General features: G+C 63.2%; 25 protein-coding genes and 2 pseudogenes. 11 read left to right on the top strand and 16 right to left on the bottom strand.

Annotated features, from left to right (window positions below):
• Positions 1–42: 42 nt before the first annotated feature.
• Genes I6L48_RS01455 through I6L48_RS01465 form a run of 3 tightly spaced genes read left to right on the top strand, consistent with a single transcriptional unit; the run spans position 43 to position 3,364 of the window.
• Complete coding sequence (locus tag I6L48_RS01455) at positions 43–2,085, top strand: protein-disulfide reductase DsbD (RefSeq protein WP_113069040.1); 2,043 nt, start codon at positions 43–45, stop codon at positions 2,083–2,085.
• 10 nt (positions 2,086–2,095) lie between these two features.
• Positions 2,096–2,836 carry a DsbA family protein gene (locus I6L48_RS01460; RefSeq protein WP_113069041.1) on the top strand — a complete coding sequence of 247 codons (741 nt, stop codon included), beginning with the start codon at positions 2,096–2,098 and terminating at the stop codon, positions 2,834–2,836.
• A gap of 3 nt (positions 2,837–2,839) precedes the next feature.
• Entirely contained in the window at positions 2,840–3,364 is a 525-nt protein-coding gene (locus I6L48_RS01465; protein WP_113069042.1) for a protein disulfide oxidoreductase, read from the top strand.
• Between the two features lie 76 nt (positions 3,365–3,440).
• On the opposite strand, the gene I6L48_RS01470 is transcribed toward I6L48_RS01465, so the two are convergent.
• Positions 3,441–3,851 carry an EF-hand domain-containing protein gene (locus tag I6L48_RS01470; RefSeq protein ID WP_041212307.1) on the bottom strand — a complete coding sequence of 137 codons (411 nt, stop codon included), beginning with the start codon at positions 3,849–3,851 and terminating at the stop codon, positions 3,441–3,443.
• 267 nt (positions 3,852–4,118) lie between these two features.
• On the opposite strand from I6L48_RS01470, the gene I6L48_RS01475 reads away from it, so the two are divergent.
• Genes I6L48_RS01475 through I6L48_RS01490 form a run of 4 tightly spaced genes read left to right on the top strand, consistent with a single transcriptional unit; the run spans position 4,119 to position 6,663 of the window.
• Entirely contained in the window at positions 4,119–4,403 is a 285-nt protein-coding gene (locus I6L48_RS01475) for a DnaJ domain-containing protein (RefSeq protein ID WP_024943298.1), read from the top strand.
• A 23-nt stretch (positions 4,404–4,426) separates the two neighbouring features.
• Positions 4,427–4,969 carry a hypothetical protein gene (locus I6L48_RS01480; RefSeq protein ID WP_216987701.1) on the top strand — a complete coding sequence of 181 codons (543 nt, stop codon included), beginning with the start codon at positions 4,427–4,429 and terminating at the stop codon, positions 4,967–4,969.
• A 12-nt stretch (positions 4,970–4,981) separates the two neighbouring features.
• Positions 4,982–5,749: a hypothetical protein gene (locus tag I6L48_RS01485; RefSeq protein WP_010672787.1), complete on the top strand. Its 768-nt coding sequence runs from the start codon at positions 4,982–4,984 to the stop codon at positions 5,747–5,749.
• An 11-nt stretch (positions 5,750–5,760) separates the two neighbouring features.
• Complete coding sequence (locus I6L48_RS01490; protein ID WP_216987702.1) at positions 5,761–6,663, top strand: hypothetical protein; 903 nt, start codon at positions 5,761–5,763, stop codon at positions 6,661–6,663.
• Positions 6,664–6,748: 85 nt separating this feature from the next.
• Here I6L48_RS01490 and I6L48_RS01495 read toward each other — a convergent pair whose 3' ends face one another.
• Complete coding sequence (locus tag I6L48_RS01495; RefSeq protein WP_216987703.1) at positions 6,749–7,072, bottom strand: hypothetical protein; 324 nt, start codon at positions 7,070–7,072, stop codon at positions 6,749–6,751.
• A gap of 247 nt (positions 7,073–7,319) precedes the next feature.
• Here I6L48_RS01495 and I6L48_RS01500 point away from each other — a divergent pair, with 247 nt between their 5' ends.
• Together I6L48_RS01500 and I6L48_RS01505 are read left to right on the top strand one after the other, a co-directional pair.
• The gene (locus I6L48_RS01500) at positions 7,320–7,571 is read left to right on the top strand and encodes a hypothetical protein (protein WP_069785622.1); all 252 of its coding nucleotides are present in this window, start codon (positions 7,320–7,322) and stop codon (positions 7,569–7,571) included.
• Between the two features lie 148 nt (positions 7,572–7,719).
• A complete protein-coding gene (locus I6L48_RS01505; RefSeq protein ID WP_216987704.1) occupies positions 7,720–8,094 on the top strand; it encodes a hypothetical protein in 375 nt (124 codons plus the stop codon).
• A gap of 123 nt (positions 8,095–8,217) precedes the next feature.
• Here I6L48_RS01505 and I6L48_RS20935 read toward each other — a convergent pair.
• Positions 8,218–8,430, bottom strand: a pseudogene (locus I6L48_RS20935) (hypothetical protein).
• A gap of 355 nt (positions 8,431–8,785) precedes the next feature.
• On the opposite strand from I6L48_RS20935, the gene I6L48_RS20940 reads away from it, so the two are divergent.
• Positions 8,786–9,217: an SH3 domain-containing protein gene (locus I6L48_RS20940; RefSeq protein ID WP_367949427.1), complete on the top strand. Its 432-nt coding sequence runs from the start codon at positions 8,786–8,788 to the stop codon at positions 9,215–9,217.
• Positions 9,218–9,270: 53 nt separating this feature from the next.
• Here the strand turns inward: I6L48_RS20940 and parC are convergent, their stop codons facing one another.
• From parC to nudF, 12 genes and pseudogenes are all read right to left on the bottom strand, one after another.
• Positions 9,271–11,565: a DNA topoisomerase IV subunit A gene (gene parC / locus I6L48_RS01515; RefSeq protein ID WP_216987705.1), complete on the bottom strand. Its 2,295-nt coding sequence runs from the start codon at positions 11,563–11,565 to the stop codon at positions 9,271–9,273.
• Positions 11,566–11,648: 83 nt separating this feature from the next.
• Positions 11,649–13,559 (bottom strand): DNA topoisomerase IV subunit B, encoded by a 1,911-nt coding sequence (gene parE / locus I6L48_RS01520; protein WP_010672780.1) that lies wholly within the window; start codon positions 13,557–13,559, stop codon positions 11,649–11,651.
• Between the two features lie 113 nt (positions 13,560–13,672).
• Positions 13,673–15,676 carry an FUSC family protein gene (locus tag I6L48_RS01525; protein ID WP_216987706.1) on the bottom strand — a complete coding sequence of 668 codons (2,004 nt, stop codon included), beginning with the start codon at positions 15,674–15,676 and terminating at the stop codon, positions 13,673–13,675.
• Between the two features lies 1 nt (position 15,677).
• The gene (locus I6L48_RS01530) at positions 15,678–16,544 is read right to left on the bottom strand and encodes an HlyD family secretion protein (protein WP_039039753.1); all 867 of its coding nucleotides are present in this window, start codon (positions 16,542–16,544) and stop codon (positions 15,678–15,680) included.
• Positions 16,537–16,779 carry a DUF1656 domain-containing protein gene (locus I6L48_RS01535; RefSeq protein WP_039039819.1) on the bottom strand — a complete coding sequence of 81 codons (243 nt, stop codon included), beginning with the start codon at positions 16,777–16,779 and terminating at the stop codon, positions 16,537–16,539. Before I6L48_RS01535 ends, I6L48_RS01530 begins: the two co-directional genes overlap by 8 nt.
• 171 nt (positions 16,780–16,950) lie before the next feature.
• Positions 16,951–17,355, bottom strand: coding sequence for a GFA family protein (locus I6L48_RS01540; RefSeq protein WP_216987707.1), 405 nt, complete (start codon positions 17,353–17,355; stop codon positions 16,951–16,953).
• Positions 17,356–17,391: 36 nt separating this feature from the next.
• On the bottom strand, positions 17,392–18,015 hold the full coding sequence (locus I6L48_RS01545; protein ID WP_113069050.1) for an NUDIX hydrolase: 624 nt from the start codon (positions 18,013–18,015) through the stop codon (positions 17,392–17,394).
• Positions 18,016–18,017: 2 nt separating this feature from the next.
• A complete protein-coding gene (locus I6L48_RS01550) occupies positions 18,018–18,605 on the bottom strand; it encodes a YqiA/YcfP family alpha/beta fold hydrolase (protein ID WP_151027210.1) in 588 nt (195 codons plus the stop codon).
• Between the two features lie 11 nt (positions 18,606–18,616).
• A pseudogene (locus I6L48_RS01555) lies at positions 18,617–18,685 on the bottom strand (YqiA/YcfP family alpha/beta fold hydrolase); the annotation flags it as partial.
• 9 nt (positions 18,686–18,694) lie between these two features.
• Positions 18,695–19,513: a 3',5'-cyclic-AMP phosphodiesterase gene (gene cpdA / locus I6L48_RS01560; RefSeq protein WP_039039757.1), complete on the bottom strand. Its 819-nt coding sequence runs from the start codon at positions 19,511–19,513 to the stop codon at positions 18,695–18,697.
• Positions 19,514–19,540: 27 nt separating this feature from the next.
• Positions 19,541–19,987, bottom strand: a complete 447-nt coding sequence (locus I6L48_RS01565) for a DUF1249 domain-containing protein (protein WP_216987708.1) — start codon at positions 19,985–19,987, stop codon at positions 19,541–19,543.
• A 99-nt stretch (positions 19,988–20,086) separates the two neighbouring features.
• A complete protein-coding gene (nudF, locus tag I6L48_RS01570) occupies positions 20,087–20,728 on the bottom strand; it encodes an ADP-ribose diphosphatase (protein ID WP_010672772.1) in 642 nt (213 codons plus the stop codon).
• A gap of 306 nt (positions 20,729–21,034) precedes the next feature.
• Between nudF and tolC the strand changes: the two genes are divergently transcribed.
• A complete protein-coding gene (tolC, locus tag I6L48_RS01575; RefSeq protein ID WP_216987709.1) occupies positions 21,035–22,360 on the top strand; it encodes an outer membrane channel protein TolC in 1,326 nt (441 codons plus the stop codon).
• Positions 22,361–22,469: 109 nt separating this feature from the next.
• On the opposite strand, the gene hldE is transcribed toward tolC, so the two are convergent.
• The gene (gene hldE / locus I6L48_RS01580; protein WP_106885090.1) at positions 22,470–23,897 is read right to left on the bottom strand and encodes a bifunctional D-glycero-beta-D-manno-heptose-7-phosphate kinase/D-glycero-beta-D-manno-heptose 1-phosphate adenylyltransferase HldE; all 1,428 of its coding nucleotides are present in this window, start codon (positions 23,895–23,897) and stop codon (positions 22,470–22,472) included.
• Positions 23,898–23,908 lie beyond the last annotated feature (11 nt).

Genomic DNA, 23,908 nt, shown 5'->3' on the forward strand with positions numbered 1-23,908 from the left:
TTTTTCAGCCTGCTGTCACTCATTTTTTGCGAGACCCAACACATGTCGAATCTCTTCAAGGCGGCCCTGCTACTGGGCAGCCTGCTGTGGCAATCCAGCGGATTGGCCAGCGATACGGGGTGGCTCACCCGCCCCCAGAACAGTCACGCCAAGGTCAGGCTGCAAGCCGACCGCAGCGTCCCGGATCAGACCCGCATCCTGCTCGATGTCCAGCTGGCGTCAGGCTGGAAGACCTACTGGCACAGCCCGGGTGAAGGAGGCATTGCGCCCCAGATCCTGTGGGATGAGCCGGTCGGCGACTTCCAGTGGCACTGGCCCACGCCGCGCCCCTTCGAGGTGGCCGGGCTCAACACCCAGGGCTATCAGGAGCAGGTACGCTTCCCCCTGAGCCTGGGCTACCCGGCCGGGCAGCCGCTCAAGGGCACCTTGCGCCTCTCCACCTGCAGCAATGTCTGCATTCTGACCGACTACCCCTTCACCCTGGCGGCGGATGGGCAGGCGCCGGCCGGCTTTGACTTCGCCTGGGCCCGGGCCATGAGCACCCTGCCACAGACGCTGCCCGCCGACACCCGGGTCGAGCTCGGCTACCAGCATAACCAGCTGCAACTGCGGGCCGAGCGGGTCGAGGGCTGGCAGGCGCCTGCGCTCTTCATCGATGCGCTGGAGGGGGCCGAGTTCGGCAAGCCCGCGCTCGAGGTAAGCGGCACCACCCTGATTGCCCGGGTGCCGGTCAGCGACGGCTGGCAGGGGGATGCCCCAGACTTGCGTGGCCAATCCCTCGGCCTGCTGCTCGGTAGCGGCGAGCAGGCCTGGCAGACCCGCGCCACCATCACCGATCCCCTCGCCCTGCCGGCCCCGGGGCAGCCACTTCTCTGGCTGCTGGGGGCGGCACTGCTCGGCGGTCTCATCCTCAACCTGATGCCCTGCGTGCTGCCGGTGCTGGCTCTGAAACTCGGCACCGTGTTGCAGCAGCAAGAGAGCGAACAAGGAGGCGTGCGCAAACAGTTCCTCGCCGCCAGCGCCGGGATAATCACCTCCTTCTGGGTGCTGGCAGCCATGAGCAGCCTGCTGCGCGCTACTCAAGGCGCCGTCGGCTGGGGGATCCAGTTCCAGAGCGCCGGTTTCATCGGCTTCATGGTGGCGGTGACCCTGCTGTTTTGCGCCAACCTGCTGGGGCTGTTCGAGATAAGGTTGCCCAGCGATCTCAGCACTCGCCTCGCCACCCTCGGCGGCAAGGGGCTCGGCGGCCACTTCCTGCAAGGGAGTTTCGCCACCCTGCTCGCGACCCCCTGCTCGGCCCCCTTCCTCGGCACCGCGGTGGCCTTTGCCCTGGCGGCGCCCCTCGGCCAGCTCTGGCTCATCTTCACGGCCCTCGGCCTTGGCATGAGCCTGCCCTGGCTGCTGGTGGCGGCCCTGCCGCGCCTCGCCCTCTGGCTGCCCAAACCGGGGCGCTGGATGGGGCAACTGCGCATCCTGCTCGGGCTGATGATGCTGGGCTCCAGCCTCTGGCTGGCGAGCCTGCTTGGCAACCATCTGGGCAGCACGGCCACCGGCTGGCTGATGGCCGCCATGGTGCTGGCACTGCTGATGGGCATCCTCTGGCGCTATGGCCTGCGCGGTTTCACCCTGGCCCTCTCCCTCTCGGCACTCATCGGCGGCGCCCTGCTGCTGGGGGGCGCCCTCACGGTGAAAAGGAGTGGCAGCGTCGATCGCATCGCCTGGCAGCCGCTCTCCGAACAGGCCATCGCCGACGCCCTGGCCCAGAACAAGCGGGTCTTCGTGGATGTCACCGCCGACTGGTGCGTCACCTGCAAGGCCAACAAATACAACGTGCTGCTGCGTGACGAGGTGCAGCGCGCCCTGTCGGCCCCGGACGTGGTGGCCCTTCGCGGCGACTGGAGCCGGCCGAGCGATGCCATCTCCGCCTTCCTGCGCCAGCGTGGCGCCGCCGCCGTTCCCTTCAACCAGATCTACGGGCCCGGCCTGCCGGAAGGGGAGGTCCTCTCTCCCCTGCTGGACAAGGCCGACTTGCTCGACAGCTTGCACAAGGCCGGCCTCGTTCAGGCCGATGCCACCCATTTCTAAGGAGAATGCCATGAGACTGCGAACCCTGACCCTCTGCACCGCCCTGGTAGCCGCCACCCTGGGCACCCCCACGCTGCACGCCGCCCCCTTCACCCCGGAGCAGGAGGCCCGCATCAAGGAGCTCATTCGCGAGACCCTGATCGCCAACCCCGGGATCCTCGACGAGGCAGCCGAATCCTGGGAGAAACAGAACGCCGCGACCCAGCAAGCCCAGATGGGTGACTTCATCAAGGGCAACCAGGACGTGCTGTTCAACAGCCCCACCAGCCCGCGCCTCGGCGCCAAGCATCCCAAGCTGACCCTGGTGCTGTTCACCGACTACAACTGCCCCTACTGCAAGCAGTTCGACCCGGCGGTCGCCAAGCTGCTCGCGGCCTATCCGGACGATCTGGGGCTGGTGATCAAGCTGCTGCCGTTCAAGGGGCAGACCTCCGCCAAGGCAGCCCAGTACAGCCTGACCCTGTGGCAACAGGATCCTGCCCGCTTCCTCCCCCTGCACGACAAGCTCATGAGCAAGCAGGGGATGCTGACCGAGACGGACATCAACAAGGCGCTGGCCGCCACCGACAACCTGGCCCTCAAGCCCGCAGGCAAGGCCACCGAGGAGCTGCGCAACAGCCTGCGCATCGGCACCCTGCTGGGCGTGCAAGGCACCCCGGCGACCCTTATCGGCAACCAGCTGGTGCCGGGCGCCATTCCCTATGACGAGCTGGAGCAGCTGGTGAAAGCCGAGCTGGCCAAGCGGAGCTAAGCCATGGCCGAGGATGCAGGCATAAAGGCCCCCCGCTGGCGCCGCTGGGGCAAGGAGGCGCTCTGGCTGCTGCTGATGGCGCTCGTCATCACCACCCTGGTGGATCTGTGGCGCAGCCCCACCCTGCCGGCGGGTGCCATGGCGGCCCCCTTCACCCTGCAGGACGGCACCACCACCACTCTGGCCGAGCAGAGCCGCGGCAAGCCCCTGCTGGTTTACTACTGGGCCAGCTGGTGCGGGGTGTGCCGCTTCACCACTCCCACGGTGGAACAGCTCTGGCAGGAGGGCGAAAATGTGCTGACGGTGGCCCTGCGCTCCGGCAGCGATGAGCCGTTGCGCGCCGGGATGGCGAAGAAGGGGCTGACCTTCCCCACCCACAACGACGAGTCCGGGGATCTGGCCGCCCGCTGGCAGGTGGGGGTGACACCAACCTTCCTCGTCATCAAGGATGGGGCTCTGGTGAGCAGCACCACCGGCTGGAGCAGCGCCTGGGGGCTCAGGTTGCGGCTGCTCTGGGCAAGCTGGTAGTCCCCTTCATGCCAGAGATGCAAAGAGCCCGGTATCGCTACCGGGCTCTTTTTCATCAGAGGGCTGACAACCCGCCCTATTGGGCGGCCTCCATCGCCCGCTTCTCCAGATTGGCCTTGATGTCGAGACGCTCAGACTCCCCGATCACCCCGTCACCGTTCTTGTCCAGGCGAGAGAAGAGCGCCTCCTGCCGCGCCATGAACTGGGCCCTGGTGGTCTCCCGCGACGGCTTGAGCTGGCTCATCCGCTCCGGGACCGGCTTGCCAGCCTGTTGCATCACGCCAGCCAGCTTTGCCAGGTTGGCCTCTTTCTCGGCAACCGACAGCACGCCGTCACCGTTTTTGTCCTGCAAGGCGAAGCGCTGGGCGGCGCGCTCCATGAACTGGGCCCTGGTGACATCCCCCATCAGCGGCGAGACGGGCAATATGTCGCTGGCAGAGGCGGCACTGCCTGCCAGCGCGAGCACGAAAAACGCGGACTTGACCATGGCGATGACTCCTTGTGACGGCAGAATCCGGATGGTTCGGACAAGAGGGGGTCGGGCAACGCCGGGGCCTGCCGCCCCCCTCTGCCAGTGTAGCCCCGCCGCCATCTCGCACCGCCCGCTCTTTTCGTACAGAAAGACCGCACTTTCATGGCAGAGGCGCCGGCTTTCCGTTAAAATCTCCGGTTTTTGCCGAGCCTGGTTTGCCGACGTTGCGTCACCAGGTCGACACAGGATGAATTCCACCATGCCAGTGAGGCAGGATCCGTCATGAACAACTACTTCCGGGTGTTGGGCGTCAAGTCCAACGCCAGTGAAAACGACATCAAAAAAGCCTATCGACGGCTGTCGAACCAGTACCACCCCGACAAGCTGCACGGGGCGAGCGAAGAAGAGAAAGAGCAGGCAGCCGCCCGGCTGCACCAGGTAAAGCAGGCTTATGAAGTGCTGTCCGATCCGAAACAGCGGGCCGCCTTTATCAAGGATTTTAACAACGTCATCGTGACCGATCCCGCTGCTGCCATGCAGGAGATGTGGGACCAGTTCTACCCCTGAGCCACCAGGCAAGAAGAGCGACTATGCAAAAAAAATGGGACCAGGCACGGCTCAAGGCCCTGCAAAGCGATGCCAGCGAGAACATCGAATCCTACCGGGATCAGGATGACCCCAAGGGGCTCGAGCAGTTCACCGACCAGATGAAGAGCCTGCTGCTGGCCGACATGAGCATGCTGGAGTTCATGCCCGAATACTTGCCGCTTGCCCTCTATGGCCGGGTGCAGTTCCCGGCCAAGGCCAAGTCGCAGTGGAACAAGTGGCTCGCCAGCGGCGAGCAGCCCTCCTGGGACGAGTTCAAGGTGAGCGTCGGCTTCAACAACGCCATCCTGCCGCTGGTCAAGGCGGTGCGGGCACAGAGCGAAGATCAGCTGATGGAGGCCTGCGCCGTGCTGTTCCTGCTGGACAACCCGCTGCCACGCGGCAGCCACCGCGCTGATGACGATTACGAGCTGCGGGACGAAGAAGAGGAAGACGGGGAAGATGCCGACGCCGACTACCACGGCGGCAGTGGCCGCTATGGTGATGACGACGGCGAGCAGGATATGTACGACGAAGTCCGTTTCTAATTGGGGCAAGGCATGAGCAACAGTCTGATAGAAATTACCGCCATCGAGATCAAAGAGCTGGCCGTTATCGAGCCGAAGCAGGCCAGCGAGAAGTTCGAGCTGATCGCCAAGACCATGTCTGACGACCAGCTGGCAGAAGTGATTGAAAACATTGATATCGTTACCCTGACCCAGATCAACGGCCAGCACGACATCTCCTTCCCTTCCATCATCTCCGAGCTGATGACCCCGGAGCGGATCCGCGACATCGTCTGCCAGCAGCCCCTCTACTGGGAAGAGGCGATCAAGAACAACGCCGACGAGCTGCAACAGCACACCTTCGACTTCCTCAACTACCTGATCCGCACCCAGGAGAGCGAAGCCAAGCAGCGGGAGATCCTCGAGTGCGTGGCCGAAGACCCGGCCGGTCTCTTCTACCTCGCCATCCCCTTTATCGAGTTCTATCGCGGCGATCGCTATGAAGAGGACGAAGGCTATCGCGACGTGCTGCACGCCGAAGAGGAAGATCTCGAAGAGTCCCTGCGCTACAGCGAGCGCCAGCAGGCCGAAGACAGCCACGACTACGCGCTGGACGACCCCCGCAGCCTCTTGATGCTCATTCGCGAGCTGGCCCCCGAGGTGGAAAAATCCATCAAGTCGCTGCTGCGCAACGAGCACTCCACCTGGGACGGCATCATCAACAAGTTTGCCGCCGAGCTGGTGATGCAGGCCAAAGAGAAGAACAAGGTCGAGGAAGACGAGTACGGCGACGTCGACGACATGTTCAGCTTTCTGGATTAAGGAGCCCATTCATGCAGTTAGTCATTCGCGATGCCAACCAGGGCCCCTATCTCACCCAGGTGCTGCGCTTTGGCCGCGACAACGAATTCTTGAGTCAGCAACAGCTCGCCGCCATCAAGGGCAAGGCGGTGCTGATGAGCCTCAAATTCGCCGACAAGTACTACAACAAGTACAAGATGCACCTGCTGGAGCAGGCCGCCCATGACGTCATCGGCGTGGTGAGCCTCGGCCTGCAGGAGCTCTCGGCGCGGGATCCGGCCAAGGCGCTGGCGCTGCTGCAGGCGCCGGAAGGCCCCATCAAGCCGTTCCAGAAGGGCTGGTCGATGCTCATCACCGTCAGCCCCAAGCAGGCTGGCAACAGCCTCTACGGTGACGTGGATGCCCGCCTGCTGGACAAGATCTCGAGCCCGCCCGATGTGGAGGAGTGGCAAGGGTGGCAAGAGTATGAGAAGGCGCTGACCGAGCACAACAAGAGCCGCCTGATGGCGCTCATCGACCAGCACTTCTTCGCCTGCGAGAGCGACCACCCCACCATGGAGGATAAACTGGCCGAAGCACTGCTCTACCGCATCCTCTGCGGCAAGGGCTGTGGCGCCGCCCCCCTCAAGGTGAAGCAGGATCTCAAGCGCAAACTGGCGCGGGAGATTGAGCTCGACGAGAGCTGGTATGACACCGACTACCTCGCAGCCCAGCTCGCCCTGATGCTGAGCGCGCTGCCCGCCGACATGGCCGCCGTCCTGCGTCAGGAGCTGAGCCCGGGCTTTGTGCCCAACCTCCTCCACACCCTCGGCTTTGTGCGCCAGTACCAGCAGTTGCAAAAAGAGGACGCCTCGCCGGAGAAGCTCGACAACATGGAGATGCGCGCCGGGATCCGCCACCCCCTGCTCGGCTGGCCCCTCTACCACGACTTCTGATGACGGGCTTTCCCCTTCACCCTGTTCCAACGCCCGGCTTGCCGGGCGTTGTCATCTTTGCAGCTTGCAGATGGCGGCGCCGACCCTATCGGGTAATGGTCCACATGGCGCTCTGCATCCCGGTCTCCCGAAAATCGATCACCACGGGATAGACGTTGTCACAGCCCGTCACCGTCCAGCGCTCCTGCCAGTGGCGACCGCCCGGCTCCCCCTCGGGAAGTTGCAGTACCACGGGCACGAAGCGCTCCGGCGCGTCACACCCCTTGGTGGCCACCCAAGATGCGACCCCCACCATGGCATCCCGGATCAGCTGCTGATTGGCCAGGGTACCTTCCTGCACGGGTTCACTCGGACTGGCCTCGGCCTGGCACACCAGGGGAAAAAGCAACAGCAGGGCACAGGGTCTCATCGCACCTCCAGAGGGGTCAGTCAAAAAGTGGTTCGTTCGGGGCTTTCATCATGACCCGAAACGGCGCCTGACAAAAGAGACCACCAGGGGGGAAGCAGGCGCAGGATCCGGGGTGCGGTGGCTTGCACGCAAGTCGGACTACCTCCTAAGCGTCATTGGCCCACATTTTGCCAGGGATATAATGACTCCCCCATACAAGCCGCCGGGGAGCCAGACCGTGAGCAGAAAGCCGGACCGCATGACCGCCATGCAGCAGATCATCGACGCCGTGAAGGCGGAATTTCCGCTCTATCATCCGGATACCTTCAAATGCGGGCCGGACAACACCTGCATCGGCTGCCCCAAGAAGCTGATGGAGCTGGTGGATACGGACCTCTGCTACTGGCAATATCAGATCGATCGCGGCATCCCGCCCAGCTTCGACGAGCTCAACCGCTTCGGCAAGATGTGCAAAAATATCCGCCGGGCCCTGGTGCGCAATGGCCGCATTCCCGCCTGACGAGAAGCAATATGCTGCCTTCATCGGTTTTTTGTGATGGTTTTATCCACCAGAATGAATCACCACCTCATTTAATGGCTAGGCACACCTTGTTCACCGCCTATCGTGCTGATGGCCGACGCAGGTTCATTGCCCCAAGGAGCACAATATGACTCAGGAAAGCATCCAGACCCGCTACACGCTGGCTCCCGCCCTTGCCAGCGCCACCGAACTGGAGCAGGCCATCGCCCGGGCCATCGAGGCCAACAAGCAGGACTTCTTCCCCCTGCTGGAGCGGCTGGTGGATGTGGGCGACAGCCGGGTCAAGCTCAGCCAGAAGGATCCCCTGCGGGTGCTGGGGGTGGAACTCGACGAGGCTCGCACCGGCGGCACTGCCCGCCTCAGCTACGAATCCAACTTTTCCGAGAGCTGCCGCCTTATCGACGAATACGACCAGCACCAGACCAGCGTGGCCTTCACCCTCGACGGGGATCAGCTCGTCTTCGATCTTGAGCTGCCCATTGCCTGGAACTTCGATAACTAGGACCCCGGCCCTCCCCCAGCGCCCCGCCCATCACAAGAAAGGAGCCTTGCCGGCTCCTTTTTCACTGATTCACCGCATCGCGCGGCTCCTCCCGCCCTCTGCGTCCCCCTCAGGTGAGGTAGTTCAGGTGAGATAGTAACGCCACGACCGGACCGGCTCGGCGAAACCGATCCGGATGCAGAAGGGCGCCAGATCGTGATTGGCCTGCTCCAGGCTGAGGGGCTGGTGAGTATCTTCCTGGCACCACTGCACGAACTCGCCACTGTTGAAGCTCTAGTGATCCCCGTGAAAGACTCCGTGGGCCTCGATCAGTCCGATGGCTTTGTCTGTTTCCATGATTGGCCTCCCGGATTTGTGCTGTTCCTTTCAAGGTTAGTGAGCGGGGGCGATGGGCGGGGTCTGAATATCCATGCTATTAGCACAGTGGAGAACGTAAAGAAGAGTGTGAAGCAGGCTTCCGGCAGGATAGCGGCAAGCGGTGCTCGCACACGTTTGGTTACGCTGTGCTAATCAAACATACAACCCTTTATATAAAAGCTGACCTAGTTCACGACAATATGTAACTTGATGATGTTAGTCTACTGACGCCTAAATTAATTCTTGTTTTGCCTCCACTGTAAAATAGTTCTTTCTGCATAATTACCCACCATGTGAACCTATGGTTTAATTAACAACAGAGTAATGAGTCATGATGAGAAGTATTGTGTTACTGCTATCTGTTTTTCTTTTACTTATCAGCCCCGCTCATGCCAAAAACTGCAAGAAAGGGCAACCATGTGGTAACTCATGTATCTCATGGAGTAAAACATGCCGAATAAACACATATAACTATCAATTGGCGACTCCATCGACCTCATCGACCTCATCGGTCTCATCGACACCAAAGGTTTACGAGAATAAAGAGACCACATTGAAGTCTAGTAATGTGCTTATCAGATACGTTATCCCCTCTAGATTGAATGTCCGTGCGAAGCCAAATACGTCATCATATATCGCTACACGACTTGTAAAGGGTGATTTTGTTTTGCTATATAAAATAGAAGGGGGATGGGCTTACGTCAGTAAGCAGGGAAGATATGGCTGGGTAAAGAATAAATATCTCTCTATGTCTCCCGTCAGCTAATTAAAAAAGAAAGGAGCGATTTAATCGCTCCTTTCTGTTGATTGGTTACTACCTTACCCTTCCTGATTTTCCCCGGCAGCCGGTTCGGCGCCGGCGACGGTTTCAATCTCGATGCGATCGACCCGCTGCAGACCACGAGGCAGTTTGGCGCCGCGGCGGCCGCGCTCGCCGCGGTAGTAGTCAAGGTCAGATGGCTTGAGGGTGAGCTTGCGCTTGCCGGCAAACAGGGTGACCGACTGGCCCTGCGGGATGACGGCAGCCATCACCACAAACTCCTCCCGCGTCTTCACGCGCGCCGACGGGATGCTGATAAGCTTGTTGCCCTTGCCCTTGCCGAGCACCGGCAGGGTGCTCAGCGGGAACAGCAGCATGCGCCCCTCGTTGGAGATGGCCATGCAGAGATCGGTCTCCGGCGCGCCTATCTTCTGGGGTGCCATCACCAGGCCCCCTTCCGGTACGGTCAGCAGCGCCTTGCCGTTCTTGTTCTTGCCAATCAGGTCGTCGTATTTGCAGACGAAGCCGTAACCGGCGTCGGAACAGATCAGATACGGCTCGCCTTCGTTGCCCATCACCAGATGACGTACCTCTTCGCCGGCGCCCAGAGCAAAGCGGCCGGTGAGCGGCTCGCCCTGACTGCGGGCGGAGGGCAGGGTGTGAGTCTCCAGGGAGTAGGTTCTCCCCAGGGTGGAGAGGAACACCGCCTGCTGGTTGCTGCGGCCATGGGCGTGGGCCAGATAACCGTCCCCCGCCTTGTAGGAGAGGCCCGTCACATCCACGTCGTGGCCCTTGGCGGCGCGCACCCAGCCCTTGTCGGAGAGGATCACGGTCACCGGCTCGCTCGGGGTCAGCTCCTTCTCGGTCAGGGCCACGGCGGTGGCACGCTCCACCAGCGGGGTGCGGCGATCGTCGCCGTACTTCTCGGCGTCCGCCAGGATCTCTTTCTTGAGCAATGTGCTGAGACGGCGCTCGGAACCCAGGATCAGTTCCAGCTTGTCGCGCTCTTCCGCCAGTTCGTTCTGCTCGGCGCGCAGCTTGAACTCTTCGAGCTTGGCCAAGTGGCGCAGTTTGAGCTCGAGGATCGCCTCGGCCTGGGTCTCGCTGATATTGAAACGCTCCATCATCACCCGGCCCGGCTCCTCCTCGGTGCGGATGATCTCGATCACCTCGTCGATGTTGAGGTAGGCGATGAGCAAGCCTTCGAGGATGTGCAGGCGGGCCAGCACCTTGTCGAGGCGATACTGCAGGCGGCGGCGCACCGTCTCACGGCGAAAACTCAGCCACTCGGTGAGAATGGTCTTGAGATCTTTCACCTGGGGACGGTTGTCCAGACCCAGGATGTTGAGGTTGACCCGGTAGTTCTTCTCCAAGTCCGTGGTGGCGAACAGGTGGGCCATCAGCCCTTCCACGTCCACCCGGTTGGAGCGCGGCACGATCACCAGACGGGTCGGGTTCTCGTGGTCCGATTCATCCCGCAGATCGGTCACCATCGGCAGCTTCTTGGCCACCATCTGGGCGGCAATCTGCTCCATGATCTTGGCGCCGGAGGCCTGATGGGGCAGCGCCGTGATAACGATGTCGCCATCTTCTTCGCTCCACACCGCTCGCTGCTTGATGGAGCCCTTGCCGGTCTCGTAGATTTTGCGGATGTCGTCGCGGGGCGTGATGATCTCGGCATTGGTCGGGTAGTCCGGCCCCTGCACATGGGCCATCAGCGCATCCAGGCCGGCATTGGGGTTGTCCAAGAGCTCCACGCAGGCGTGGGCCACTTCCCGCGCGTTGTGGGGCGGGATATCGGTCGCCATGCCCACCGCGATGCCGGTCACCCCGTTGAGCAGGATGTGCGGCAGGCGGGCGGGCAGCACCACCGGCTCTTTCATGGTGCCGTCGAAGTTCGGCGTCCACTCCACCGTGCCCTGGCCGAGCTCGGAGAGCAGCAGTTCGGAGAAGCGTGACAGGCGCGCCTCGGTGTAACGCATGGCGGCGAAGGATTTGGGATCGTCCGGTGCCCCCCAGTTGCCCTGACCGTCCACCAGCGGGTAGCGGTAGGAGAAGGGCTGGGCCATCAGCACCATGGCTTCGTAACAGGCGCTGTCGCCGTGGGGGTGGTACTTACCCAGCACGTCACCCACGGTACGGGCGGATTTCTTGTGCTTGGAGAGCGCCGACAGCCCCAGCTCGCTCATGGCGTAGATGATGCGCCGCTGCACGGGCTTGAGGCCGTCGCCGATATGCGGCAGGGCTCGATCCATGATGACGTACATGGAGTAGTTCAAGTAAGCCTGTTCGGTAAAGGTGCGCATTGGCTGGCGCTCTACCCCGTCCAGACTGAGCTCGATGGCATCACTCATGTGATTATCTCTTTCGGTTCGGGAGCCGCCACAGGGCGACTCCGGCTAAATGCTTGCTGGCCCTGTCCGGGCCAGCCGACGGCTTAGATGATGGCGAGGTTGCCCTTCTCTTCCAGCCACTCACGGCGATCACCGGCGCGCTTCTTGGCCAGCAGCATGTCCATCAGTTGCAGGGTCTCGTCCCCATCTTCCCCTTCTGCCCCCCCTTCCGCGCCCATGGTGAGCTGCACCAGACGGCGGGTGTTGGGATCCATGGTGGTTTCTCGCAACTGCTTGGGGTTCATCTCACCCAGCCCCTTGAATCGGGTCACCATCACCTTGCCCTTCTTCTTCTCGGCTTCGACCCGTTGCAGCACGCCGTTCTTCTCGTCCTCGTCGAGGGCGTAGAAGACCTCCTTGCCGATGTCGATACGATAGAGGGGCGGCATGGCCACATAGACATGGCCCTTTTCCACCAGCGTGCGGAAGTGCTTCACAAAGAGGGCGCAGAGCAGGGTGGCGATGTGCAGACCGTCCGAGTCCGCATCCGCCAGGATGCACACCTTGCCGTAGCGCAGGCCACTGAGGTCGTCGGAGTCGGGGTCGAGCCCGATGGCCACCGAGATGTCGTGCACTTCTTGGGAGGCGAGCACCTGACCGGCCTCCACTTCCCAGGTGTTCAGGATCTTGCCGCGAAGCGGCATGATGGCCTGGAATTCGCGGTCGCGCGCCTGCTTGGCACTGCCGCCCGCGGAGTCACCCTCCACCAGGAATAGCTCCCCCTGCATGGGATCGGCGCAGCCGCAGTCGGTGAGCTTGCCGGGCAGGGCCGGGCCTTGCGTTATCTTCTTGCGCACTACCGTCTTGGCGGCGCGCATCCGGCGCTGGGCGCTGGAGATGCAGAGCTCCGCCAGCTGTTCGGCCAGCTCGGTGTTGCTGTTCAAGTAAAGGCTGAAGGCATCCTTCACCACGCCCGACACGAAGGCCGAGCTCTGGCGGGACGACAGTCGCTCCTTGGTCTGGCCGGCAAACTGGGGGTCCTGCATCTTGATGGAGAGGATGTAGGCGCAGCGATCCCAGATGTCTTCCGGGGTCAGCTTGACCCCGCGGGGCAAGAGGTTGCGGAACTCGCAGAACTCGCGCATGGCGTCGAGCAGCCCCTGGCGCAGGCCGTTGACATGGGTGCCACCGAGCGCGGTGGGAATGAGGTTCACATAGGATTCGGCGAGGCATTCGCCCCCTTCCGGCAACCAGCACAGGGCCCAGTCCACCGCCGACTGCTCGGAGCTGAAAGAGCCGACGAAGGGCTGCTCCGGCAGGCAGGTGAACTGCTTGACCGCATCGATAAGGTAATCCTTGAGGCCGTCTTCGTAGCACCACTCAAGCTTGATGCCGGTGTTCTTGTCGAGGAACTTGATGGTGAGGCCCGGGCAGAGCACGGCCTTGGCTTTGAGCAGGTGCTCCAGCTTGGAGACCGAGAAGCGCGGCGAATCGAAGTAGCGCGCCTCTGGCCAGAAGCGCACCCGGGTGCCGGTGTTGCGGCGTCCGCAGGTGCCGGTGATGGTCAGATCAGACACTTTCTCGCCCCGCTCGAAGGCGATGTCGTAGACCTGGCCGTCGCGGCGCACCGTCACCTCGACCCGATCGGAGAGGGCGTTCACCACGGAGATCCCCACCCCGTGCAAGCCACCGGAGAACTGATAGTTCTTGTTGGAGAACTTGCCCCCCGCGTGCAGCTTGCAGAGGATCAGCTCCACGCCGGAGACCCCTTCCTCCGGGTGGATGTCCACCGGCATGCCGCGACCGTCGTCGATCACCTCGAGGGACTGATCCTCGTGCAGGATCACCTCCAGATTGCGGGCGTGACCCGCCAGCGCCTCGTCGACGCTGTTGTCGATGACCTCCTGGCCGAGGTGATTGGGCCGGGTGGTGTCGGTGTACATGCCGGGGCGGCGACGCACCGGTTCAAGGCCATTGAGGACCTCAATGGCATCCGCATTGTATTGAGTGGACATGGAGGGCCTTGCGAATTGACGTTTGGGGGGAATCTTACTCGCTGGGAGGGCCCGGGACAAATGGGGCGCTCGCAAAGGGTGATCCAGAGGGGCTCCCGCCTCCCCGCCCGGGATCAGGCGGGCTCCCCGGGCAGGGCCTGCACAAGCTGGGAGAGGGAGCAGTGAAGTCGCCACACCAGCCCCGCCAGAGCCCGGGCCGCCGGGTCTGCATGTTCCCCCAGCCCTTGGCTGATGCGGTCCAGCTCCGCCAGGGTGCGCCCCAGGGTCTCGTGCTGTACACCCCCTTCGGTCAGAATGCCTTTCAGGCAGCGCAGACAGCCGTCCCGCACCAGATAGAGGGCCGGATCCCGGCTGCGCCAGAGCCTGAGCTGCCAGACGATATGGCTGCAGTTGAGCAGCACCACGCCCCAGCGCAGCACCCAGAGCCGGGCCCCCTGATCCTGACTCTGGCTGAGCTGGCTCACCGCGTGATAGACCCGGGATTCAAACTCCCCCTCGCTCTGCTGCGGGGCCGGGGCCAGCTGGTCCACGAAATCACGCCGCAGACGATGCATCAGGCGGCGGCTCTTGCGCCGATCCGAGCTAGGTCGCAGCAGCTGGAACGCCAGCCCTGCGCTCATCACCCCCAGTGCCTGGGCAAGGCTGCTGTTGACGAAGGCGAGGTAGTCGTAGCTCGGCGGATTGGTGATGGCGAGGAAGGAGCCGAGCAGCACGATGAGCTGGCCCCAGAGCGCCGCTCCCTGGGGGCGCTGCAATTTCAGCAGTTGCAGGGTGATGAGGGCGGGGAACAGCAGGGCGCAGAAGATCCAGAAGTCGTCGATGCGGATCATCAGCCCGAACTTGACCCCGAAGCAGATAAAGCTGAGCAGCACGATGGCCTTGAGCATGGTCTGGGCCCCCTTGGCCGGGGCCGGGGTGGCGGAATAGAGCACGCAGCAGATGGCGAGCAGGGTCAGGGCTGCGGCGCCCGCATCCCACTGGGTGTGGATCCAGAAGGTGCAGCCCAGCATCACGCAGAGGAAGGTACGCCCCCCGTTGTAGGCCGCCTCCAGGCCGTCGGTGTGGCTGGTCAGAGAGCTGTGGCGCGGCGACGCCGGCCACTCCTGGCCATCGTGGCGGGCCAGCCTTTCCAGCCAGCGCTGACACTCCAGGTAGCTCCAGCAGAAGTGGCGCAGCCGCAGCCAAAAGGCCTGACAGCGATAATCATCCCCCGAGCGGGCCACGAAGGGCGCCATCAGGCGGGCAATGCGCAGCTTGTCGCAGCCCCCCTGTCCCAGCTCCCGCAGCACGGCGGCCAGCATGGGGGCCGGGTCGACTGCGTCCTCTGGCCAATGTTGCAGCATGCGGCGCAGCCCCGAGATGAGGCTGACCATCCTCAGCTGGCGATGGAGCAGATAGTTCAGCAACTGGTTGTGGCGACGCAGGCGGTGGTGGCTCCAGACTGCCTGGATGCGCAGCACGTTCAGGGTGAGGATCTGACCGATCACCCCCTCGTGGGCGGTACGCACATCGGCGCCCGTCTCCCCGAGCCAGAGCAGCTGGGCATGTTCCAGCAGCCGGGTCTGGCTCTTGCCAAGGGAGTCCAGCAGAGTCTCGCCATCGGAGAAACTCGGCAGGATCATCATCATCAGGCCGCCGCAGAGGATGCCGACAATCACCTCGCTCACCCGGGCCTGGGCGATGTCGAAGATATGTTGCGGGTCGGTCAGGTTGACGCAGGAGAAGGCGATGATGGCGGCGGTATAGCCCGCCAGGGCGAAACCGTAGGAGACGTTGTTCTGATGGTGGTTGGAGATGTAGGTGCACCCCCCCAGCCAGAGGGCGATAAGCAGGCTGAAGAGCCAGGGATCACCGATGCCAAGGCCGGTGATCATCACCGCCGCCATGGCGCCGATGAGGCTGCCCACCACTCGCCCCAGGCTCTTGCTGATGACGCCCCCCACGGTGGGAAAGCTCACCACGGCGGCGGAGGTCATGGCCCAGTAGGGAGAGTCGAGTTGCAGCACGAACGCCAGCCAGAGCGACAGGCACATGGCCAGGGCATTGCGCAGGGCATAACGCCACTGGCCGCCGTTGGCCTTGCCCCAGGGGGTCTGGCGCCAGAGCGAGGGGATCACTCTAGTCCCCTATGGTGATGGTACAGGTCGTGCCCGCGATCAAGACCAGATCCGGGGGAATCGCCAGCAGCCTGATCCGCACCGGCACCCGCTGGGCCAGACGCACCCAGGGCACGTTCGGCTTGACGTCGAGCAGCAGCCCCTCACTGCCTTCCAGGCTCTGATCGTGAATGGCGCGCCCTATGCTTTCCACCTCCCCTCTGAGTACCCGATCCCCGCTGTAGAGCACCACCTCGGCCGGTTTGCCGGGGGCAATGTGCCTGAGCTTGGTCTCTTCGAAATAGCCCTGCACATAGAAGGAGTGGGTGTCTATCAGGGCCACCAGGGGCACCCCGGCGGTGGCGTAGTTGCCGACCCTGGCCTGCAAATTGGTGATGTAGCCGTCACTCGCAGCATGGACCTCGGTCCGGGCAAGGGACCATCTGGCCTGCTCCAGATTGGCCTGAGCCACCTCATAGGCCGCCTTCATCGCCTGGGCATTGAGCCTGGACTCATCCACCGCCTCGGCGGAGATGACGGTGCGGGAGAGGCTCTGGCGACGGTTCGCCTCGTGCTCCGCCTTGTCGAGATCCGACCTGGCCTTGGCCAGGGCCGCGCTGGCGTTGTCCAGCGCGATGCGATAGGGCTCGGGATCCAGGGTGAAGAGCAGGTCCCCCGCCTTCACCAGCTGGTTGTCCTTGACCCCTATCCTGACGATCTTGCCCGACACCTGGGGCGTGATGCTGACCAGCTCGGCCCGCACCTTGCCATCCCGGGTCCAGGGACCCTGCATGTAGTCGTTCCACAGCCACCAGAGCGACACCAGCGCCAGGGCAAAGACCAGCAGAGTGGAGAAGTATTTGAGGGTCGCAAGGGGTGATTTAGCCATGTAGCAATATCCATAGGGCGCCGCTGACGGCGAGGATGAAGAGGGAGAGATCCATCAGCAGGGGGTGCCAGACCTCGCCGCCGTAGAGCCAGTCCCGCAGCAGATGGTGCAGCGGCAGCCAGCCCAGCAGGCCGAGCAGCACGGCCTTGAACAGGGGCGGAAAGTAGAGCGAGGCCCCGAGGATCAGATCCGGCAGCGCTGAAGCAGTCGTCACGGGTGTGCCCCCTGTTGGCAGAGATGGAATGAAGAGAGAGGCCGGGGTCCGCCGGGAGACGGACAGGGCAAGGTTAACACAGCCATGGCGGGGGCTACACAAGCAGATGACCCCCTGAGGTGTCGTCACGGGAGTGGCACGACAACGCCTCGCCCGTCCTCCCCGCCACCCGTCGGTGCAGTCACCTCGCGTTCAATCGGCAACGGTATCTGCCGGGTGATGCACCCCGTCCCGGGTCGGCACCTCTCCCAGATCGAACGGGTTGACCCCCTCCAGACAGGCGAGGTTGTAGCCATATTCCGCCGGATTGGATCGGCGCTGGTGATGGGTGTAGATGCCGCAGACGCTGCAAAAGTAGTGTTTCGCGGTGCGGGTGTTGAACTGGTAGCAGCGAAGCGCCGCCTCCCCTTGCAGGATGCGGATGCCGAAGCGCGGCACCGAGGCGACGATGGCCCCTCGCCGCCGACAGAAGGAGCAGTCGCAGCGGCGCGGGTCCACCACGCCATCCGGCAGGGTCAGCTCCAGCACCACGGCGCCGCAGTGGCAGCTCGCCTTGTGTTTCTTCTGGATGGGGGTATTGCCGATGCGTGTGATCATGCTGCCTCCTTGCCGCAGTGTCAGGCTGCGAACCGGTTAATCGAACAGGGTATCCCCCCGCCCCTGCGACAGATGGTCATGCAGGGTGCGCAACTGGGACGCCACCACCCGGTGGCGGGAGAGTTCGGGCAAGGCGTCGATGGGGAAGTACCCCGCCCCTTTGGTTTCATCGGTGTCGGTAAGCAGAGCGCCCCCCGTCACCTCGCACAGGAAGAAGGCCTTGTGGGCGTGGGGTAGCTGCGGGGGATGGGGATGCTTGAGCTTGTCGAACAGGGCCAGCAGCTGCACCGCCCGACATACGAGGCCGGTCTCCTCCACCACTTCGCGCACCACGGCGTCCGCAGGCGAATCGCCGATGTCGCACCAGCCCCCCGGCAGGGTCCAGCAACCGTCACTGCGTTCCTGCACCAGCAGGACATGGCCCGCGTCGTTCTGAATGAAGGCCCGCACATCGAGCTTGGGGGTGGGATAGCCGCTATCGAGGGCAATCCAGTCGCCGATGGCGTCGGGAGCCAGCTCGCTCTGGCTGGCGATGAGCGTCACCGTGGCCGCTCGCAGCGCCTCGAAGCGGGCGATGTCGAAGGGATCCCGGGAGTAGGTGAGCCCCGCCTGGGCCGTGGCCAGCACCTGTTCGAGGAAGGCGGCCAACGGCGGTTGCATGGCTAGAGCCCGAGGAAACGGACGATCTGGGCGGGGTAGCGCTCGAAGCCTGTGAAGGCGTGATCGCCGCCGCACTCCAGGGAGAGACGGGCAAAGCGGTATTCGTCCAGCGCCTTGCGATAGTCGAGCACCTCGTCCTCCTGCTGTTGCAGCACCCAGAGCCGCTCGGGAGCAGTCACCGGCACCGCCAGCGCACTCAGCTCGTCCATGTGTCCGGGCAACAGTTCATAGCGTTCGCCGCTGTAGGGGTTGGTCTGGGGGCCGAGGTAGTCGCAGAGCAGCTCGTGGGGGCGCACCGCCGGGTTGATGAGGGCGGCGCGGCAACCGTACATCTCGCTCACTCGCGTGGCCATGAAGCCACCGAGGGAGCTGCCCACGGCGCCCAGTCGCAGGGCGCTGCCGTGGCGGGCCTTCAGGTCGGCGATGGCCTGCTCGATGGCAGCCCAGGCGGCCGCAGGGGTGTTGGGCTGGGCCGGGATCACCACCTCGATATCGGGCCTGTTCTCTGCCACCCAGGCCGCCATCTGCTGCGCCTTGGCCGAGCCGGGGGATGAATTGAAACCGTGCAGATAGAGCAGGACGGGCTTCATGCCTGCCTCCCCATTGGCTGCGCCTTGGCCGCGCCGGGAGAGGAGTTGAAACCGTGCAGGTAGAGGAGTACGGGTTTCATGGCAACGCCTCAGTAACCGGTGGCATTGGGGTCGGGCACGAACTGCCCCAGCGGCAGGCGCCACACCTGGCTCGCAACCCGGCCATCCGGGTGCAGGGTGAGATAGCGCCAGCCCGGGCCGGATTCGTCCAGTGCGAAACCGTCGGAGAGCGGCTTGAACTGGATGCAGGTAGAGGGGCTGGCGATGAGCCGCACTCCGTGGTGCACCTCGTCAAACTCCTGATGGACGTGGCCGAACAGGATGGTCTTCTGCTGCGGGTGGCGGGCCAGCACGGCGAACAGGTCGTCGGCATTCTTGAGGTTGTGCTGATCCAGCCAGGCGCAGCCCACCGGCACCGCCTGATGGTGCAGGGCGATGAGGGCATGGCGCTCGGGATGCTGGCGCAGGGCCTGATCCAGGGCCGCCAGCTGGTGATCCCCCAGCACCCCGTGGGGTTTGCCGCGCACCTGGGTATCCAGCAGGATCACCTGCCAGTGATCCCCCACCAGTTGCTTGGCCTCGCTGATGCCGGCCGCATGGAGGTATTCGGTCATCAGGGGGCCGTCGTCGTGGTTGCCGGGCAACCAGTAGATGGGGCGAGCCAGGGGCGCCATCATGGAGGCGAAGCGCTGGTAGGACTCCGGGCTGTGATCCTGGGAGAGATCCCCGGTGGCGAGGATGAGATCGAACGGGTGCTCGTTGGCCTGCACCCGCTCCAGCACGGCGGCCAGACTCTGCGCCGTGGGCACGGCCAGCAGCCGCCCCTCGGCACTGGCGAAGAGATGGGTATCGGTAATCTGTAACAGGCGCACACTGCCGTCCGGCGCCTGAGGTAGCTCTGTTTCCAAAATCACGCTTCTTTTTTATGGGTTCGACTAGAGGATGTTAATCAGGCTGGTGCCGTGTTTGAGACAAAATCTCAACCAATCGGCCAAGAATAGATTTACCTGCTCCTTTTCATCCCTGTGATGCATTTTTTGATTGGGATAATCATAACGTGGTTGCAACATTGAAATCTGTTGCGCCGCACACACTTCCGCCATTCGCACATCATGATACAAACGAATCTCTATCCGGGCTTGCAAGTAGCTCGGCAATTCGGGGTTGTGCTGGGCCAGGATCACCTGGCTGGTGAAGCGGCTCTGCTCGGTCACCGTGAGCTGGAACTGCAGGCCGTTGCCGACCTGATAGCGGCGCTCGGCACCCACGCTGCCACCGGGCGGCAACAGTTTCATCAGCGCCATGTAATTGACCTCGCAGGTACGCTGCAAGGACATCAAATCAGGCACATAGCGCTTCATCGGGCTCTGGACTAATGACATGTCGCGGCTCCCTCAATCAGGGTCCATGAAGGCTGGACCCACTGCACAGTGTTCCAGTCGGACACAGGGCACCTGACCCGGGTCTGAACGAGCGCCACCTCAGCGCCCCGCCAGCCAGCGTGCCCGCAGCTCGCCGTGATTCAGGGCCAGCCACTGCAGGGCGATGACGGAGGCGGCATTGTCGATGCGCCCCTCTTTGAGCCAGGCATAGGCCTGCTCGCGGCTCACCACGTGGACCCGGATGTCTTCCCCCTCTTCCGCCAGACCGTGGATCCCCTTGGCCTGACTGGCATCCACCTCGCCCACGAACACCTCGATGCGCTCGGTGCTGCCACCCGGGCTCACCAGATAGCTGATGGCGTGTTCGCAGCGTCCCACCTCGATCCCTGCCTCTTCTACCGCTTCGCGCCGCACCACTGCCTCGGCGGTCTCCCCTTCATCGATGATGCCGGCCACCAGCTCCAGCAACCAGGGGGTGGCGCTGGTCTCCATGGCGCCGATGCGAAACTGCTCCACCAGCACGATCTCGTCCCGCACCGGATCATAAGGCAGCAGGGCGGCGGCATGGCCACGTTCGAACAGTTCCCGGACGATGGGGGCGTTCCAGCCACCGGCAAACAGCCTGTGTTGCAGGCGGTAGACATTCACCTTGAAGAAGCCATTATATCCAGCTGATTTTTCAATGATTTTCACATCATCGCTGGAGTAGTGGCAGGTTTGAGGCAAGGCTTGCTGTGACATTCGAGACTCCTGCCAGCTTGACTTGGCTTGGTTTGACCATAATATTCGGGGGCATGAATGAACATTCATTCACTCGCTCTCGCCGACGATGAGGGAAGGATTTTAGCAGCCACAGGGCATTTGGCTAGGCGCGTTGCCGAGAAAACTCGCCCCGGACCTTGACGTTTCCGCAGCTGTAAAAGAGACAGTTCGCAATGAAATCTGCTTATAGTAGAGTGGTTAAGCTGAAATCAAGCTTGGTCGGTGACAATCCCCCCTTCATCCAGCGGACAGCTTTGGGTTGATACAAAAGGTTAAAACTATCATATGAAAAGAACACTCTTGTCAGTCATGGTGATGCTGGGTGTGAGCGGCGCCGCTCATGCCGAAAACCTGCTCGATATTTACCAACAGGCCCAGATCAAGGACACCCAGCTGCTGGAATCCAAGGCCAAGCGGGACCAGGCCTTCGAGAAGATCAACGAATCCCGTGCAGCCCTGCTGCCCCAGATCAACCTGGGCGCCGGCCTGAACTACCTGCAAAACAAGAACGACACCATGACCAACACGGGCGCTACCGGCTCCGTGACCCTGGATCAATCCGTCTACCGTCGCAGCAACTGGGTCAACCTGGATCTGACCGAGAAGAGCGCCACCCAGTCCGACGTGGCCTACAACCTCGAGTACCAGAACCTGATGCTGCGTACCGCCCAGGCCTACTTCGACGTGCTCAAGGCCATGGATACCCTGGAATTCGTGCGTGCCAACAAGACCGCGGTCGAGCGTCAGCTTGAACAGACCCAGCAGCGCTTCGAAGTGGGCCTGACCGCCATCACCGACGTGCACGAAGCCGAGGCCGAGCGCGATCAGGCGCTGGCGGACGAGATCAATGCCGAGAACACCCTGGACAACAGCTACGAGAGCCTGCGCGAGCTGACCGGTATCGACCACCGTCAACTGGACGTGCTCAACACCGATCGCTTCAGCCCGCAGAAGACCGCGTTCAACTCCGACAAGTGGCTGGAACTGGCCCTGGACAAGAACCTGGAGCTGCACAGCGCCCGCATCGGCAAGGACATCGCCAAGGAGCAGATCGATCTGGCCAAGACGGGCCACGAGCCGACCCTGGATCTGGGCGCTGGCCTCACCGCCGGTTACAACGACTACAAGGACGAGATCCGCAACCCCGAGAGCAACAGCAATCAGGGCAATATAGGCCTGAACTTCAACCTGCCGCTCTACACCGGGGGCGCCACCACCTCCCAGGTCAAGCAGGCCCAGTTCAACTACGTGGCCGCCAGCGAGCAGCTGGAGCGCAGCTTCCGCTCGGTGCAGAGCACTGTGCGTTCTTCCTATAACAACGTGAACGCCAGCATCGGCTCGGTGCGCGCCTACAGCCAGTCCGTCATCTCCGCCGACAGCGCCCTGAAGGCGACCGAGGCCGGTTATGAAGTGGGTACCCGTACCATAGTCGACGTGCTGGATGCCACCCGCAAGCTGTACCAGGCCAAGCAGAAACTCTCCGAGGCCCGCTACAACTACATCCTCAGCATCCTCTCCCTCAAGCAGGCTGCCGGCATACTGGAGCAGAAGGATCTGGAAGACGTGAACCAGGGCCTGATGCCCGCCGCCCAGGTCACCAAGAAGTCCTGAGCCGGATTCACGGCATGAAAAAAGGCGACCTTATGGTCGCCTTTTTGCTGCCTGCTTGCCGCCCGCCAGGGGCGAGTGGTCAGGCACCTCCGGCCGAGGCCGGAGGTGCTCAGCCGCGTTCGCGTATGGTCTTGATGATCTCGCTGGTGGAGCAGCCGTCCTCGAAGTTCAGCACCCGCACCTCGCCGCCGTTGGCGGTCACCTCGGCGTAACCGGCGATCTCTTCGGGCTTGTAGTCACCCCCCTTGACCAGCAGATCCGGCAGGATCTCGGCGATCAGTCGCTGGGGGGTGTCCTCACCGAAGGGCACCACCCAGTCCACGGCACCCAGGGCCGCCAGTACCGTCATGCGGCGCTCTGTGGGGTTGACCGGACGGCCCGGCCCCTTGAGGCGACGCACGGATTCATCGGTGTTGACCGCGACTATCAGGCGATCCCCCAGCTTGCCCGCATTGGCCAGGTAGGAGACGTGGCCCGCATGCAGGATGTCGAAGCAGCCGTTGGTCATCACCACCTTCTCGCCGCGCAGGCGGGCGGCCTGTACCGCCACCTTGAGCTGGGCCTCGGACATGACGCCAAAGCCGGTCTCCTGCTCGGTGTAGAGGGCGTTGGCCAGCTCCACCGGGCTCACCGTGGAGGTACCCAGCTTGCCCACCACTATGCCGGCTGCTGTGTTGGCCAGGGCGCAGGCCTCGTCCAGACTCATGCCGGCGGCAAGCGACGTAGCCAGGGTGGAAATGACGGTATCGCCGGCACCGGTCACGTCATAGACTTCGTGAGCCTGGGCCGGCAGGTGCAGCTCGGGCTGCCCTTCGCGGATCAGGGTCATGCCGTTCTCGGAACGGGTCACCAGCAGGGCGTCCAGCTCGAAGCGCTTGACCAGCTCCAGCCCCTTGGCGACCAGCTCCTCTTCGCTCTTCACCTTGCCCACCACTGCCTCGAACTCGGACATGTTGGGGGTCAGCAGGGTGGCGCCGCGATACTTCTCGAAATCCGTCCCCTTGGGATCCACCAGCACAGGGATGCCGGCGGCGCGGGCGCGGGCAATCATGCCAGGCACGTCGTTCAAGGCGCCCTTGCCGTAGTCGGAGAGGATCATCACGTCGGCCCCTGGCAGCGCCTGCTCCACCTTGCCCATCAGCAGGCTGGCGTCCACGTCGTGGAAGGCCTCTTCGAAATCGAGGCGCAGCAGTTGCTGGTTGCGGGACAGCACCCGCAGCTTGGTGATGGTCGGGTAGTCGGTCAGACGAACGAAATCACAGGCGACCTTGACCCCTGCCATCTGGCCGGCCAGGGCATCGGCGGCCTCATCCTGACCGGTCAGCCCCAGCAACACGGCCTGGGCACCCAGGGCGGCGGAGTTCAGGGCCACGTTGGCGGCGCCACCCGGGCGCTCCTCGATGTGCTCGACCTTGACCACGGGCACCGGCGCCTCGGGGGAGATGCGGCCGGTGGGGCCATGCCAATAGCGATCCAACATGACATCGCCAACGACCAGGACGCGGGCTTTCTCAAACTCGGGCAGGGTGATTTTCATCTGTATCGGCT

Origin of the sequence: Aeromonas sp. FDAARGOS 1418, from assembly GCF_019048585.1 — a bacterium.
Classification (GTDB): domain Bacteria; phylum Pseudomonadota; class Gammaproteobacteria; order Enterobacterales; family Aeromonadaceae; genus Aeromonas; species Aeromonas caviae.

Excerpts from the sequence above, each read along its gene's own strand:
- I6L48_RS01455 (WP_113069040.1), top strand. The coding sequence starts at position 43 with ATGTCGAATCTCTTCAAGGCGGCCCTGCTACTGGGCAGCCTGCTGTGG.
- I6L48_RS01460 (WP_113069041.1), top strand. The coding sequence starts at position 2,096 with ATGAGACTGCGAACCCTGACCCTCTGCACCGCCCTGGTAGCCGCCACC.
- I6L48_RS01465 (WP_113069042.1), top strand. The coding sequence starts at position 2,840 with ATGGCCGAGGATGCAGGCATAAAGGCCCCCCGCTGGCGCCGCTGGGGC.
- I6L48_RS01470 (WP_041212307.1), bottom strand. The coding sequence starts at position 3,851 with ATGGTCAAGTCCGCGTTTTTCGTGCTCGCGCTGGCAGGCAGTGCCGCC.
- I6L48_RS01475 (WP_024943298.1), top strand. The coding sequence starts at position 4,119 with ATGAACAACTACTTCCGGGTGTTGGGCGTCAAGTCCAACGCCAGTGAA.
- I6L48_RS01480 (WP_216987701.1), top strand. The coding sequence starts at position 4,427 with ATGCAAAAAAAATGGGACCAGGCACGGCTCAAGGCCCTGCAAAGCGAT.
- I6L48_RS01485 (WP_010672787.1), top strand. The coding sequence starts at position 4,982 with ATGAGCAACAGTCTGATAGAAATTACCGCCATCGAGATCAAAGAGCTG.
- I6L48_RS01490 (WP_216987702.1), top strand. The coding sequence starts at position 5,761 with ATGCAGTTAGTCATTCGCGATGCCAACCAGGGCCCCTATCTCACCCAG.
- I6L48_RS01495 (WP_216987703.1), bottom strand. The coding sequence starts at position 7,072 with ATGAGACCCTGTGCCCTGCTGTTGCTTTTTCCCCTGGTGTGCCAGGCC.
- I6L48_RS01500 (WP_069785622.1), top strand. The coding sequence starts at position 7,320 with ATGCAGCAGATCATCGACGCCGTGAAGGCGGAATTTCCGCTCTATCAT.
- I6L48_RS01505 (WP_216987704.1), top strand. The coding sequence starts at position 7,720 with ATGACTCAGGAAAGCATCCAGACCCGCTACACGCTGGCTCCCGCCCTT.
- I6L48_RS20940 (WP_367949427.1), top strand. The coding sequence starts at position 8,786 with ATGAGAAGTATTGTGTTACTGCTATCTGTTTTTCTTTTACTTATCAGC.
- parC (WP_216987705.1), bottom strand. The coding sequence starts at position 11,565 with ATGAGTGATGCCATCGAGCTCAGTCTGGACGGGGTAGAGCGCCAGCCA.
- parE (WP_010672780.1), bottom strand. The coding sequence starts at position 13,559 with ATGTCCACTCAATACAATGCGGATGCCATTGAGGTCCTCAATGGCCTT.
- I6L48_RS01530 (WP_039039753.1), bottom strand. The coding sequence starts at position 16,544 with ATGGCTAAATCACCCCTTGCGACCCTCAAATACTTCTCCACTCTGCTG.
- I6L48_RS01540 (WP_216987707.1), bottom strand. The coding sequence starts at position 17,355 with ATGATCACACGCATCGGCAATACCCCCATCCAGAAGAAACACAAGGCG.
- I6L48_RS01545 (WP_113069050.1), bottom strand. The coding sequence starts at position 18,015 with ATGCAACCGCCGTTGGCCGCCTTCCTCGAACAGGTGCTGGCCACGGCC.
- I6L48_RS01550 (WP_151027210.1), bottom strand. The coding sequence starts at position 18,605 with ATGAAGCCCGTCCTGCTCTATCTGCACGGTTTCAATTCATCCCCCGGC.
- I6L48_RS01565 (WP_216987708.1), bottom strand. The coding sequence starts at position 19,987 with ATGTCATTAGTCCAGAGCCCGATGAAGCGCTATGTGCCTGATTTGATG.
- nudF (WP_010672772.1), bottom strand. The coding sequence starts at position 20,728 with ATGTCACAGCAAGCCTTGCCTCAAACCTGCCACTACTCCAGCGATGAT.
- tolC (WP_216987709.1), top strand. The coding sequence starts at position 21,035 with ATGAAAAGAACACTCTTGTCAGTCATGGTGATGCTGGGTGTGAGCGGC.
- hldE (WP_106885090.1), bottom strand. The coding sequence starts at position 23,897 with ATGAAAATCACCCTGCCCGAGTTTGAGAAAGCCCGCGTCCTGGTCGTT.